Origin of the sequence: Burkholderia sp. S171, assembly GCF_009766085.1 — a bacterium.
Taxonomy (GTDB): Bacteria; Pseudomonadota; Gammaproteobacteria; order Burkholderiales; family Burkholderiaceae; genus Caballeronia.
The window spans coordinates 83868-97181 of record NZ_LMUF01000039.1 but is presented as its reverse complement, the minus strand read 5'-3'; the positions used below and the strand labels follow the sequence as shown (position 1 = coordinate 97181).

Sequence of the window (13314 nt, the reverse complement as noted above, 5' to 3'; positions counted from 1 at the left end):
ATACGTTTCATAAAAACGTTAGCAAACGTTCGTCAGGGCAGATAGGTCATCACGCGCGTTAGACAAGATTCCAGTAAATTTCAAGTAAGAAATTTTGTACAAAAGCGACCCCAAATCTGAAAAAAACAGATATTGGTAATGAACTTAACCTCCGGGAACGCTATTCCGACGGCTGGCGCAACAGCGTAATTAACTGCGTTAATAGTTATTCGCCTGACGGATGTCCCCGGATATTTATGTTCTTTTGAAAATCGAAACAGAGGGCCGGAGTGTTTCAAAACAGAGATCTGGCCGCCCTGGCGAGCCGGAGTTAAAAACGAGCGGCGACGGACTGCCGTGCATTCCTGATGAGACAAGGACGAGTGCACAGATGCTTTCTCAGCCCGAGAACCTTCCAAGCGTCGTACGCCGAATGACGGCGGGACAGATGCTGCTCGACGGGGCGTCGCTGGATGACGTTGCCGAGCGCCTTCATCTGTCGATGGCGACAGTGAAACGCTATAAGGCGCTGATTGACGCCGGTGGCCTGGACGCGTTGAAACAGTTGGGCGTGGGCGGACGTTCTTCCGTACTGGATCAGCAAGCCCTCGAGTGGATATCCGCGGCGCTTCACAGTTCAGCCAGGGATCATGGTTTCGACAGTGAGGCGTGGACCAATGCGCGATTGCGGGCATTGATCGAGTCGAGATACGGCGTCCGTTACTCCCGCGTGTACATCTGGCAGATAGCGACCAACCTCGGGCTGGGCCACTTGCTGTCCAAGTCGCGCAGGTAATCACGTACGCAGGCACAGGCATCACACCCCGGCGTTTCGCCGGTCATCCGCATCCATCAACATCGCAACGAACGAAAGGATTCCCTAATGACTCGCAAACACCCGTCGCGGATTTTCAGCATCAACACACTCACGGCAGCAATCGTTGTTTCCGCCCTGTTTGCCGCTCCGGCGTTTTCACAGAACGCAGCCTCTGCCGCCGGTCCAGGCGGAGTGGGTGGCGCCGCCACCGCGGAAGTCCAGGCACGGGTGGTCGGCATCGACACTGCATCGAATAGTGTCTCGTTGCAGGGCGCGGGCGGCAGAGTCGTCGATATTGCCGTGAATCCCGAAGTAGGCGACGTCAGCAAGTTGCAGATCGGCGATGTTGTGCATATCCGGTACGAAAACGCCGTGCTGATCCGCGCCACCAAGGTGGCATCGAACGGTATTCGCGAGCGGGTCGACGAAACCGCGACCATCCCGGCATCCGGCGGCTCGACTGCGACCGCACGTCGGGTACAAGTGCTGGCAACGGTTCAGAAGGTCAACCCTGCAAAGCGGACCATCACGATTCGCGGCCCGAATAAAACAGAAACGTTGCAAGCGGGACCCGACGTTTCGCTCAAGGGAATAAAGGTCGGCGACAGCGTCCACGCCGAATTTATTGAAGCGACTGCCGTACTGGTGACACGCAACGGCGCTCCAATCAAGTAACCGGCTAGCCGGAAAAGGAGCCGTGATGCGGACCGGCCGCTCGTGCAAGGCGACGTGCGGCCGGTGCGTGACCTGAGCAAACAACGTGAACAAGCGGCGTAAGCAACATAAAAGGGGCGTAGATGGCGGCTGAAAACAAGACGGCGTCGCGTATGGCAGCGGGAAAAGCGCACCGCGAGCACATGGCCCGTTCGGCGCACGCCAAGATTGGAACGATCGACCGCGACCCCATTGAACTGCTTGAGCAAAACAGCAAGGGACGCGTAGAACGGCTGATCCCGCTCAGATACGGGCGGATGATGGCATCGCCATTTACGTTCTTCAGGGGCAGCGCGATCCTGCAGGCTAACGACCTTGGCAAGATATCAAATACGGGCTTGGTCATGCCCATTTGCGGCGACGCGCATTTGATGAACTTCGGCGGATTCGCGACGCCGGAACGCCAGCTCGTGTTCGACCTGAATGATTTCGATGAAGTCGCGCTCGGCCCGTGGGAATGGGATCTCAAACGACTGGCTGCAAGCTTCATGGTGGCCGCACGGCACATGCGCTTAAGCCGCCTGACAGGCGAGAGTCTGATCGAATCCCTGGTGACGCAATACCAGACGCGCATGCAGGAATACGCACGTTATAGCGCCCTGGAGCTTTGGTACGAGCGCATTACTTTCGACCGGATGCTTGAGACCGCCGTGACGCCCGAGCGCAGGCGCGCGTTGCGTAAAGGCATGGAAAAAGCAGCGAACCGCACACACGACAGCATGCTTGAGAAGGTGGCTGAATTTAATGACGAAACCGATGCCTGGACTCTTCGCGACATGCCGCCGGGCATGTTCCACGTGCACGGCACGAACACGCTGTTCGAAGCCGATGATGACTGGGTCAAGCTGGGGAACTGGCAAGCGTTGATCAAGGGGATGTTTCCGCAGTATGTGAAAACGCTTAGCCACGACCGACGGGCGCTGCTTAAACATTTCACTGCGCAGGATCTTGCGTTCAAGGTAGTGGGCGTCGGCAGCGTGGGGACTCGCTGCCTGGTTCTGTTGATGATGGATGAACTGGGGAAACCCATGTTCCTGCAGATCAAGGAAGCGCGGCCCTCCGTGATCGAACAGCATTCCGATGCCGAGCGGCTGGACCATGCCGGCGAGCGCGTGGTGCGCGGCCAGCGCGTGATGCAGGCCGCCAGCGACATCTTCCTTGGCTGGGCGACCGGGCCATCGGGACGCCATTTCTATTTCCGGCAGCTGCGGGACATGAAGCTGTCGGCGAACATCGAATTATTCGATATCGACGTGCTGGAAGGTTACGCCCGCTTATGCGGCTGGATACTCGCGCGCGCTCATGCAAAAGCGAGCGGCAAGGCTATCGAGATCAGCGCCTATCTGGGCCAGGGTGCTCAATTCGCTGAAGCGCTGGTGACCTATTCGAAGGACTATGCGGATCAGGTTGAACGCGATTTCGACCTGTTCACCCAAGCCGTCCGAAGCGGCCGGATAGTCGCCCGGACGGACGAGGATATGGCGGCAGACTTTCATGTTTGAACGGCCGGCCAAGTCCAGTGGCAAGCCGTACTTTAAGGAAGCTTTATGCACAATCGATCATCCTCGTGGGGCCGCGCCGGCTGGCTTCGGTTAGCTATTTGCAGCGTATTCCTAAGCTATGCCGCGGGCTCCTACGCAGCCAATCTTGGCTTTCTGATGGACACGCCGATTAGTTATATGAAACAGCGTGACCTGCAGCAACTCAACCATGCTGCACGAACGGCCCTGGACTCGAAGCAGGACGGTGAAGCGCTTGACTGGAACAATGACGGCACCGGAAATCCGGTTCATGTAGAGGGCAGCATTACGCCGCTCAATACGCGCAAGGAGGGTGACCGGAATTGCCGGACGCTTGCTATCGTCGCCAAGGCAAAAGGCCAGACGCAAACCTGGGCGCCGACTGCTTGCAAAGACGGCGGCCCGGATAGCAAATGGCAATTGCTTAAACAGTAGAAAGCGCGGAACGCCAAAGGCGTGCTGCTGCTGATACTTGTACGCAAACCTATTCCGAACTAGGGATGACATCGATTTTTAAAAACTTTGACCTACACTGAATTCGTGCCCAAGCGACCTCACTCCGGGCGCGACTCGATCGCACAACAAGCGATGTTGTAGATGCACTGCATCACGCACTCCACAGGCAATTCGTCCGTATCTACCGCTGCGCGTGCATAACAAGCGCGCGGGTGAGTCTTGTGGCAAGGGCCGGCCAGACACATAACTCGAAGCAGAAACGGAAGCAGGATTGACGACAAAAAAGCAATGCTCTTCGTGAAGCGCAATTGTCACTTCGCGCAATCTGGCCAATTCGTATTGAAACCGTTACCAATCTTGGATGGCACATCATGCGATTACAACAACGTCTTGCCGCGGAAATGTTTGGCACGTTTTGGCTAGTACTTGGCGGTTGTGGCAGTGCCGTTCTCGCGGCCAAGTTTCCCGGAACCGGAATTGGATTTGCAGGCGTCGCATTTGCGTTCGGATTAACCGTCCTGACCATGGCTTACGCATTGGGACATATATCGGGTTGCCACTTGAACCCGGCGGTTAGCGTAGGCCTGGCTGTCGCTGGCCGCTTTCCTCCCCGCGACCTGGCGCCCTATATTGTCGCGCAGGTTGTCGGCGCGACCATTGGGGCATTCGTGCTGTATCTGATTGCGTCTGGCGTGCCCGGATTCGATGCGGCGGCCAGTGGATTTGCATCGAATGGATATGGCGCGCGTTCACCCGGCGGTTATTCGATGGGAGCCGCGCTGATCTGCGAAGTCGTGATGACGTTTTTCTTCCTGATGGTCATTCTCGGTACAACCGACGGACGCGCCATCAACGGTTTCGCGCCGCTAGCCATTGGTCTCTGCCTGACGCTGATTCACCTGATATCCATTCCGGTGACGAATACCTCAGTCAATCCCGCACGCTCGACCGGACCCGCGTTGTTCGCCGGCGGCGCTGCATTGGGACAACTCTGGCTTTTCTGGGTCGCGCCCATCATTGGGGCATGCATTGCGGGCGCGTTATATCCGCGGCTCTTTCCCGAGAAGGTCATGGCGATTGCCCCGGCGCCTTTGGCTATCGATGCGCCTTGATGCGGGGCTGCTGGACGGGCTGATAGGGCCGTAGGGCCATGTTGTGAGCATCCCCGGACAACGGCCGCTCGCAGCGTCTGCGACCTAGCCTGTCCTGATGCAGCAAAAAAACGAATGGCCCGCCTAAGCGGGCCATTCGGTCATGCAATCAAGCCGGGCTGTAACGAATTACAGCGGCTGGATGTTCGATGCTTGCAGACCCTTCGGGCCTTGCTTCGCTTCGTAGCTTACTTTCTGATTTTCCTGGAGTGTCTTGAAGCCTTCCGAGCGGATCTCAGAGAAATGCGCAAAGAGGTCATCGCCACCGCCGTCCGGCGTGATGAAGCCAAAACCCTTCGCATCATTAAACCACTTCACAATACCTGTTGCCATTTGCTGATTTTCCTAGAAGAGACGTAATTCCGTTTGGTAGCGCCACCGGCCGTCAATCGGCCAAGCGTTGCAGACTCCTTTTACCACGCGAAAATGACAGTCTGCAATTGGATTCTGCCCGATGTTTCCAAAACAAAGCTCCAAAAACCGTCACGTGCGCAGTCCGGAGATGCTTCGCGCCAACAATCCGGAAGTCAGATAATAAATAAAACATTTGGTAAGACAAAGAAAAAAGTCTATTTTTAGCTGTCATCGAGGGTCCTGAGAGCACCTGTCCATGAAAAAAGTGCTGGATATCGGCATTTGCAGCGCCGTTTTGGTATCGGAAGCGCTGTCCGGAACCGCCCATGCAGCCTGCAGTTCGACTGCGCCGACGACCGGAACGACGGTTGTCTGTACCGGCACCGGCATTCTCCCGATCGCAGCGGTGGCCGGTTCGAGCGCGGTCACCATTGGAATTGACTCCACGGTGTCCGCCGCCCTGTTCCGCGCGAGCGCGCCGGTCGCATTTAGCGTCGTGGGCGCGAGCAGCCTGTCCAATAGCGGCGGATTGACGTTCACGGGCGGCGGCGGGTCCGGCACCAACCGTGGCGCTGTCCTGCTCGGCACGGGCGATGGAAACCATCTCACGAATACGTCGACAGGCAAGATCACCACAACCGGCGCCTACAACGACGGCATGGCCGCTAACGGCAGCGGCAATACCCTGACCAATAACGGTGCGATTGCTACATCTGGGCCGAATGCGTACGGGATGTCGGCGGCCTGGGGACAGACGAACGTAGGGCAATTAAACAACACCCTGGTCAACACCGGCTCCGTTGCAACGTCGGGAAGCAACGCCCGCGCGGCCTCGATCATCGGCGGCAGCGGGACGATCAACAACAGCGGGAGTCTATCGACGTCAGGGGCGAACAGCCCCACCGCCTACCTGCAAGGCAACAACGACTCGTTGGTCAACACCGGCACCATCACGGCGACCGGCGCGGACTCGGACGCCGTGTTCTCGAACACCGCGGGTTCCAGCTTTTCAGCGACGATTGAAAACCGTGCGGGTGGCCAGATTTTCAGTCAAAGCGGGGCGGCGGTCAGAACCCTGAACGGCGCCAGCACCGTCATCAATGCAGGGCTTTTGCAATCGGGTGGAACCACGGCCGTCTCCATGGGTAACGGCGCCAACACGTTGATTCTCCAGACGGGTTCGCAAATCATTGGCGCCGCTGACGGCGGTGGCGGCCCGGGCGCGAGCACGGTGATTCTGCAGGGAACGGGGACGGCATCGAACGCGTTCACCCGGTTCCAGACCTTGCGCATGTCAGGCGACGCCTGGACCTTCAGCGGCACGGGCGACTTCAATCTTGCCGAAGTACAGACCGGCACGCTCACCCTGACCGGCCTGTTCGCGCCGACAACCGTCGCTCTGGTCGATGCCCCCGGCACGCTCCGGGCGACCGCGCAAAACATGCCGTCGACCGTCACCGACAACGGGCTAGTGCAGTTTGCGCAAACCATCGACGGCAGCTACGCCGGCACCCTGTCGGGCACGGGCGCGGTGGAGAAAGATGGCGCGGGCACGCTCACGCTCGCCCCGGCTGCCGCTGGCGGTAATAGTTACTCCGGCGGAACGACGGTCAACGCAGGGACGCTCGCGATTGGCGCAGATAACGCGCTCGGCGCCCCGACGGGCAGTCTCACGCTCGATGGCGGCACGTTGCGTTTGAACAACGCGCTGGATCTGGCGGCAACGCGTCCTATCGCGCTGGGTGCGGCGGGTGGTGTCATCGATACACAAGGATTCGATACAACCGTCGCGCAGGGAATTTCAGGCACCGGTTCGCTTACCAAACTTGGCACCGGACAATTGCTGCTTCAGGCACCCAACACATTCTCCGGTGGAACGACGATCAGTGCGGGCACGCTCGCTGTCGGTGATATATCGCATTCAAGTGCGACGCTTGGTGGCGGCGGCCCCGTTTCGGTAGCGGCCGGGGCAAACCTTGGCGGGTATGGAAGCGTGGTCGGCGATGTGACGAACAACGGCACTATTTTTGCGGCGAATGCGCTCCCGGGGTTTGCATCGTCGGCATCGGGGACGTTTAGCGTCCAGGGACAGCTCACCAATAACGGACTCGCCCAGATTGCCGGGGCGGGCGTGGGCAATCAGCTTGTCGTCACGGGAAACTATGTCGGACAAAACGCCCGTATCGCGCTCAATACGGTCGTCGGGCCTGACAATTCCGCTTCGGACCGTCTTGTGATCAACGGTGGCAATGCCAGCGGCTCCAGCACGCTGTTGGTGACGAACATTGGCGGTACGGGGGCCGCGACCGTCGCCAACGGCATACAGGTCGTTCAGGCCGCCAATGGCGCCACCTCTGCCCTCGGCGCGTTTTCGCTCCCCGCGTCCATTCAGGCGGGCGCGTATTCGTACTATTTGGCGAAGGGCGGCGTGACGGCCGGGACCAGCGAGAGCTGGTATTTGCGCAATACCGTCGCCCCCGCACCCGTGGTTCCACCGATGCAACCCGGCACGCCATCAGGTTCAGGTTCGACGGCGCCGGGAGCGCCTGCCGGTACATCGCCGGGTGCCCCCACGGGCAGCTCACCCACGGGTACCTCACCGGGCACACCCACGGGCAGCTCACCCACGGGCAGCTCACCCACAGGTAGCTCACCCACGGGCACGCCGCCCGAAAGTACGGCCGACACCGGCCCGATTGCCGCCGCCGGTTCTCCGCCCTTGCCTGCCCCGCCGCCGGCCGGCTCCGCGCCGATTCCCTTGTATCGCCCGGAAGTCGCGCTGTACTCCGCCATTCCCATGGTCGCCAGGCAGATCGGCATTCAGCAAATCGACAACTTCCACGACCGGCAAGGCGACCAGTCCTTGCTCACCGATACCGGCGCGCTGCCGGCCGCGTGGGGACGCGTCTGGGGCGGACATTCGGTCAGCAGCCAGGACGGCGCGGCGAACCCGGAGTTCGATGGCTCGATTTACGGCGCGCAAGTAGGCCACGACCTCTACTCGGACGTGACGGCGTCGGGTCATCGGAACCACTACGGTTTGTTCGTCGGCTTCGCCCGCGCAGTCGGTGATGTCGACGGCTTTGCGCTAGGCTTTCCCAATGTCGATGTCGGCCATCTGGCGGTGAACGCCTATAGCCTCGGCGGATACTGGACGCATGTCGGTCCGTCGGGCTGGTACACGGATGCGGTGCTGATGGGATCGTCGATCACGGTGGACCCGTTATCGAGTCAAGGGACCAGCGCGGGAACGCACGGCACAGCGGTGACGGGCTCAGTCGAGGGCGGCTTCCCGATCGCGCTGGGCGGGGCGATTGTCATCGAACCGCAAGCGCAGATCATCTGGCAAAACTTGTCCCTCAATGACTTCAACGACGGCGTGTCCTCCGTGTCGTTCAACAACGGCAACACATACACCGGCCGCGTGGGCGTGAGGGTGCAGCAAACGTTCAGCAGCGCGGGAATGACGTGGCAACCGTATGCGCGTGTGAGCGTCCTGCGTGCATTCGGCGAAGGCGACAGCACGACCTTCGGCGGAACGACCGTGATCCCTGGCAGTGTGGGACAGACGGCTGGGCAATTTAACGTGGGGCTGGTCGCTCAGGTCACGCGGTCGGGCAGCGCGTTCGTCACGGCGAGCTATCTGACGAATCTGGGCGGTTCACATCAACGGACTATCGGCGGCAATGCGGGCGTCCGGTGGAAGTGGTAGATGCGCTCAGGTTCCCGCCGTCATGGGTGGGCGCGCTTTTCGGCGCGACTTCTACGCTTGGCTCGGTGATTTGCCGCGCTCTGGCTCATTTGCCGGCGGTCTGAGATCGCCCAAGGGCTATGCCCGCTATCACTGACCGAGTTTTGGCGCGTTGCAGTCGGGCGCGCCGTTACTCTTCAGCAGCGGCGTGATGCCATGGCTTTCTGCAATCAGGTAGCGGCAACCCGTTTCGTGATCCGTTTCCACCTGGATGTTGATGTCCTCGGTGGTCTCGCGGGTGAATCGCGGTGATGAGTCGGCACCGGCAGCATGCTTCGGTTCAGCGTTCTCAGCATGTGCGCTGTATCCAACCAACGCTGCAAACGATACAAGTAGCCACTTCATATTTGGTGCTCCGTGATTGGCAGTCCGTGATTGCAGTCCGTGAGTCTTAGCGATATAGCCCCTTAGTGTACGAGTGTATCGACAAGGGTAAAGCGTCAGTGCGACACGGCACTGACCCGCGAGGGGATAGGTCGACAAACCTGGACCAATCGACTGCTCCCCCAGTGGTTTTACTTCGTACCGCGCTCGAGCAAATAGTTCTCAAATATTTTCAGTATCTCCGGCATGTTTCGACGCCCAAAGCCAATACGGAAATGCGCATTGCCATGATCGAGCAGCGTGCTGGGAAGCAGAAGCACGCCGGTGTGTTCGAGGACTTCAGCACAGAAAATCTCTGCGCCCTCTCGCTTCAGTCTGGGAAAAGCGACCGTCCCTGCTGACGGCCGGCGCCACTCCAAAAGCTCGTGATGACGTTCGAAGAACGAATCGAGGATAGCCAGATTGCTCCTGACAATCGACGTATTGCGTTCGATCAACGCGCTGGTGTGACGCACCGCAATGGCCGCGAGATACTCGCTGGGCGCGCTATTGCAGATAGTCAGGTAGTCCTTGAACGTGCTCATGGCAGCGAGCACATCGCGGTCCCGCGTGGCGACCCACCCAACGCGCAGCCCCGCCAAGCCATGCGACTTCGATAAAGCCCCGAGCGATATCGCTTTCTCGTAGACATCGCACGCGGCGGGCAAACGCGCTGAGGGATCATGCTCCAGCCCTCGATAAACCTCGTCGCTGAATAGCCATAGACCACGTTGCCGGCAGAAATCGACGATCGCGTCAAACCGCTCGCGATCAGGCAGATAACCCGTCGGATTGTGCGGCGCGCAGATCACCAATGCCTTCGTTTCCGGCCTGACGAGCTTCTCCAATTCGTCGGGATCCAGGGCCCAATTCTCCGATTCGCGTGCAAACCACGGCGACACGGAAACACCCGCCGCTTCAGCGATCGAGTAGTGCGACTGATAACCGGGCATGTGGACAATCATATGATCGCCTGCCTTGAGCATCGAATGGACGAACGAGAAAATCGCTTCCTGTGCGCCCGTGTGCACGATGAGATTGTCTATGCCAATTGATTCGTACAACGTCGCAATTTCCCGCCGAAGTTCGGGCGCACCCGGATATTCGGTGTATCCGAGGCGCAGGCTGCCAAGCCCTTCCAAAGAACCGGGTTCGAACGCGAGCAGTTCCGCAATCGACATGGATTCCGGGTCGGAACTGCACAGCAGATAGCGTGCGGTGAATTCGTGAACGGCGAAATAACGCTCGAGTTGAAACGGCGATGGAGTCATGGTTTTTCCGGGAGAGGGTGCTGTCTTTGCAGCGGGTAGCGAGGCGCGCACGAGCGGCATCCAGAGCCTTGGGCCGGTAAAAAGGCCGGTGGACGGGCACTACCAAGAGGCGTAGTCTGCCCCTCATCGTTGCTTAAAAGAAGCTAACTTTCCTAATGCGAGTTAAATTTTCCTAATGTTAGATTACGCCTTGCTCGATGCACTCGGCGCGGTCGTGCGCCTCGGCTCGTTCGATCGCGCCGCGCGGGAACTGAACGTGACGCCATCGGCCGTTTCACAGCGGGTGAAGCTGCTGGAGGAAAGAGTCGGAAGCGTATTGGTGAAGCGCGGTCAGCCCTGTATTGCCACGCCGCCAGGCACGTTGCTCTGCCGTCATATAGAACGCGTGCAGCGTCTGGAAACCGAACTGGGCGGGCAGATGCCGACCTTGCCGGGCATGCTCGCCGGGAAGTGGCCGACGTTTCGCATGGCGGTCAACGACGACAGCGTCGGCACCTGGTTCATCGATGCCATCTCCAGCTTCTGCGCCGAACGTGAAATGCTGCTGGACCTGGTTATCGAAGATCAGGAATACACGGCGCAACAACTCCGCGACGGCAGCGTACAAGGGGCGGTCACCACGCAGGCCGAGCCGGTGCAGGGATGCCGCTCGACCAAGCTGGGGCGCATGCGCTACCTGCCTGTTTGCTCACCGGCGTACTTTGACCGGCACTTCAGCGCGGGGGTCACGCGCGATGCGCTGCGTCACGCGCCGCGCGTCGACTTCAGTCCGAAAGATCAGATGCAAAAGCGCTTCATGCGGCGGATCACGCGGGCGGATCTCGATCCGCCGCGGCACCTGATTCCGCACGTTGCGGGCTATCTGCGCGCGTGCCTGTCTGGCATGGCGTGGGGCATGTGTCCCACGCAGATGATCGGGCCGGCGCTCGCATCGGGAGATCTGGTTGAAATGGTGCCGGGCGCGCATATCGACGTCGATCTGTATTGGCAGAGCTGGCGGCTGTCCATCGGCTGGCTCGATGACTTCAGGGCCATGCTTCAGCAGCGCGCGACTGAGTGTCTTGACTGAATTCTCGATTGACACGCGCGACTGAAGAACCTAAAAGCGCGATGCTGTGAGGCCATCTATCATGTCTCCCAAGCGCGAAGGGCTCGCACCGAAGAGCCGGCGGTTTCCAAGGAGGATGGCTGACATGAAGAAGCTCATCAACGACGTCTCCGCGGTCGTGCCCGACATGCTCGACGGACTCGCCGCGCTCAACCCGGGCTTGTCGTTGCTGCAGGGCAGCACGATCATCGTGCGCGCCGATGCCGAGGCGGCCGCCGCACGCGGCGAAGTGGCGCTGATCTCGGGCGGCGGCGCGGGGCACGAACCCGCTCACGGCGGCTACGTAGGTCCCGGCATGCTCAGCGCGGCGGTAGCCGGCGAGGTCTTCACGTCGCCCTCGACCGATGCCGTCCTCGATGCCATCCGCGCCGTAGCCGGACCGGCCGGCGTCCTTCTCATCGTCAAGAACTACACGGGCGACCGCTTCAATTTCGGCCTTCCCGCGGAGATCGCGCGGGCTGAGGGCATTGTGGTGGAGATGGTGATCGTCGCCGACGATGTCGCTCTGTCGGCACACGGCGAGCACGCCGGCCGGCGCGGTCTTGCAGGGACCGTGTTCGTGCACAAGATCGCGGGTGCCGCTGCCGCCGAGGGCCGGCCGCTTAGCGAAGTAGCGCAGATTGCACGCGACACGGCGGCATCGCTTGGCACCATGGGCGTAGCCCTTACGCCGTGCACGGTGCCGGCCGCCGGCAAGCCGGGCTTCCAACTCGCCGACGATGAAATCGAATGGGGTCTCGGCATTCATGGCGAACCCGGCGTGGAACGCGGTGCGCTCGAACCGGCGGGGCAGATTGTCGGGCGGCTGCTTGCGAAGATCATCGACGATCTTGCATTGAAGCCCGATGACCGCGTCGCGTTGCTCGTGAACAATCTGGGCGGCACGCCGTCGAGCGAGCTGAGCATTGTGGCGGGATCGGCGCTGCGATACCTTCGCGAACGTCAGGTTCAGGTCGAACGCGCATGGTCGGGCACGTTCCTGAGCGCGCTCGAGATGGCTGGCGTTTCCCTCACGTTATTGCGCGTAGACGATCAGCGTCTCACATGGCTCGACGCAACCGCGCAGACCACTGCGTGGCCCGCGTTGAGCGGTCGCGTTGCGAAGGCATCAGTCAAGCCGGCACCTGTCGCGCCGGTGGCGGCTAGCGGTGCACGACTCTCGCCTGACTCGTCGTTGCGCCGGGTTATCGAAGCGGTATGCGCGTGTCTTCTCGAAGCGGAACCGGTCCTGACCGAGATGGATCAGCGCGTGGGCGACGGCGATCTCGGCATCAGCTTGTCTCGCGCGGCCCGTAGCATCCTGCACGAGATCGATACCTATCCCTCGGAGAACACACCGGGCGCCGTGCTGCGGACCCTGTCCGCCACGATCCGGCGCGTCGTCGGTGGCACATCGGGGCCGCTTTACGCGGTTATGCTGTTACGCGCGGCAGCGGTTATCGAACAGTCTGGCGAACCCACCGCGAAGGATTGGTCGGCGGCGTTCACTGCGGCTGTCGATGGCGTGACGGCGCTGGGTGGCGCGCATCCCGGCGATCGAACGATGGTCGATGCGCTGCATCCCGCCGCCGTCGCGTTGCAAAACGCGCTCGCGAAATCAGGCGGTATCGGCACGGACGAGGCGTTGAAAGCAGCCGTCGATGCAGCGGCATCAGGCGCGGCGCAAACGACGTCGATGACCCCGCGGCTCGGACGGTCCAGTTACGTGGGTGACCGTGCGCTAGGTTTTGCCGATCCGGGTGCGCATGCGGTCGGGCTCTGGCTTGCCGCGATCCGCAGCGCGCTGAACACTTGAACCTAAGCTTAAGCAACTAAAAGGAGACGATAAAA

General features: G+C 60.5%; 11 protein-coding genes. 8 read left to right on the top strand and 3 right to left on the bottom strand.

The window, feature by feature from the left end; translation table 11 throughout:
* The first annotated feature begins 370 nt into the window (after positions 1–370).
* From GSQ93_RS21115 to aqpZ, 5 genes are all read left to right on the top strand, one after another.
* Entirely contained in the window at positions 371–775 is a 405-nt protein-coding gene (locus GSQ93_RS21115; protein WP_158937594.1) for a helix-turn-helix domain-containing protein, read from the top strand.
* Positions 776–862: 87 nt separating this feature from the next.
* Complete coding sequence (locus GSQ93_RS21110; protein ID WP_158937593.1) at positions 863–1471, top strand: hypothetical protein; 609 nt, start codon at positions 863–865, stop codon at positions 1469–1471.
* Between the two features lie 122 nt (positions 1472–1593).
* Positions 1594–3012, top strand: coding sequence for a DUF2252 domain-containing protein (locus GSQ93_RS21105; protein ID WP_158937592.1), 1419 nt, complete (start codon positions 1594–1596; stop codon positions 3010–3012).
* A 177-nt stretch (positions 3013–3189) separates the two neighbouring features.
* Positions 3190–3465: a hypothetical protein gene (locus GSQ93_RS21100; protein WP_254073971.1), complete on the top strand. Its 276-nt coding sequence runs from the start codon at positions 3190–3192 to the stop codon at positions 3463–3465.
* A gap of 392 nt (positions 3466–3857) precedes the next feature.
* Entirely contained in the window at positions 3858–4598 is a 741-nt protein-coding gene (gene aqpZ, locus GSQ93_RS21095; RefSeq protein WP_158937590.1) for an aquaporin Z, read from the top strand.
* A gap of 168 nt (positions 4599–4766) precedes the next feature.
* Here the strand turns inward: aqpZ and GSQ93_RS21090 are convergent, their stop codons facing one another.
* Positions 4767–4970 (bottom strand): cold-shock protein, encoded by a 204-nt coding sequence (locus GSQ93_RS21090; protein WP_031362205.1) that lies wholly within the window; start codon positions 4968–4970, stop codon positions 4767–4769.
* 277 nt (positions 4971–5247) lie between these two features.
* Here GSQ93_RS21090 and GSQ93_RS21085 point away from each other — a divergent pair, with 277 nt between their 5' ends.
* Positions 5248–8703 (top strand): autotransporter outer membrane beta-barrel domain-containing protein, encoded by a 3456-nt coding sequence (locus GSQ93_RS21085; RefSeq protein ID WP_158937589.1) that lies wholly within the window; start codon positions 5248–5250, stop codon positions 8701–8703.
* A 129-nt stretch (positions 8704–8832) separates the two neighbouring features.
* On the opposite strand, the gene GSQ93_RS21080 is transcribed toward GSQ93_RS21085, so the two are convergent.
* Together GSQ93_RS21080 and GSQ93_RS21075 are read right to left on the bottom strand one after the other, a co-directional pair.
* Positions 8833–9087: a DUF6440 family protein gene (locus tag GSQ93_RS21080; RefSeq protein WP_158937588.1), complete on the bottom strand. Its 255-nt coding sequence runs from the start codon at positions 9085–9087 to the stop codon at positions 8833–8835.
* A gap of 170 nt (positions 9088–9257) precedes the next feature.
* A complete protein-coding gene (locus GSQ93_RS21075) occupies positions 9258–10376 on the bottom strand; it encodes an aminotransferase class I/II-fold pyridoxal phosphate-dependent enzyme (protein WP_158937587.1) in 1119 nt (372 codons plus the stop codon).
* 175 nt (positions 10377–10551) lie between these two features.
* Between GSQ93_RS21075 and GSQ93_RS21070 the strand changes: the two genes are divergently transcribed.
* Together GSQ93_RS21070 and dhaL are read left to right on the top strand one after the other, a co-directional pair.
* Complete coding sequence (locus tag GSQ93_RS21070) at positions 10552–11445, top strand: LysR family transcriptional regulator ArgP (protein WP_158937586.1); 894 nt, start codon at positions 10552–10554, stop codon at positions 11443–11445.
* A gap of 124 nt (positions 11446–11569) precedes the next feature.
* Positions 11570–13279, top strand: a complete 1710-nt coding sequence (dhaL, locus tag GSQ93_RS21065; RefSeq protein ID WP_158937585.1) for a dihydroxyacetone kinase subunit DhaL — start codon at positions 11570–11572, stop codon at positions 13277–13279.
* Positions 13280–13314: the final 35 nt, after the last annotated feature.

Bases quoted from the DNA above. Each gene is read 5' to 3' on its own strand.
- GSQ93_RS21090 (WP_031362205.1), bottom strand. From the start codon at position 4,970: ATGGCAACAGGTATTGTGAAGTGGTTTAATGATGCGAAGGGTTTTGGC.
- GSQ93_RS21085 (WP_158937589.1), top strand. From the start codon at position 5,248: ATGAAAAAAGTGCTGGATATCGGCATTTGCAGCGCCGTTTTGGTATCG.
- GSQ93_RS21115 (WP_158937594.1), top strand. From the start codon at position 371: ATGCTTTCTCAGCCCGAGAACCTTCCAAGCGTCGTACGCCGAATGACG.
- GSQ93_RS21075 (WP_158937587.1), bottom strand. From the start codon at position 10,376: ATGACTCCATCGCCGTTTCAACTCGAGCGTTATTTCGCCGTTCACGAA.
- GSQ93_RS21100 (WP_254073971.1), top strand. From the start codon at position 3,190: ATGAAACAGCGTGACCTGCAGCAACTCAACCATGCTGCACGAACGGCC.
- aqpZ (WP_158937590.1), top strand. From the start codon at position 3,858: ATGCGATTACAACAACGTCTTGCCGCGGAAATGTTTGGCACGTTTTGG.
- GSQ93_RS21105 (WP_158937592.1), top strand. From the start codon at position 1,594: ATGGCGGCTGAAAACAAGACGGCGTCGCGTATGGCAGCGGGAAAAGCG.
- GSQ93_RS21070 (WP_158937586.1), top strand. From the start codon at position 10,552: ATGTTAGATTACGCCTTGCTCGATGCACTCGGCGCGGTCGTGCGCCTC.
- GSQ93_RS21110 (WP_158937593.1), top strand. From the start codon at position 863: ATGACTCGCAAACACCCGTCGCGGATTTTCAGCATCAACACACTCACG.
- GSQ93_RS21080 (WP_158937588.1), bottom strand. From the start codon at position 9,087: ATGAAGTGGCTACTTGTATCGTTTGCAGCGTTGGTTGGATACAGCGCA.
- dhaL (WP_158937585.1), top strand. From the start codon at position 11,570: ATGAAGAAGCTCATCAACGACGTCTCCGCGGTCGTGCCCGACATGCTC.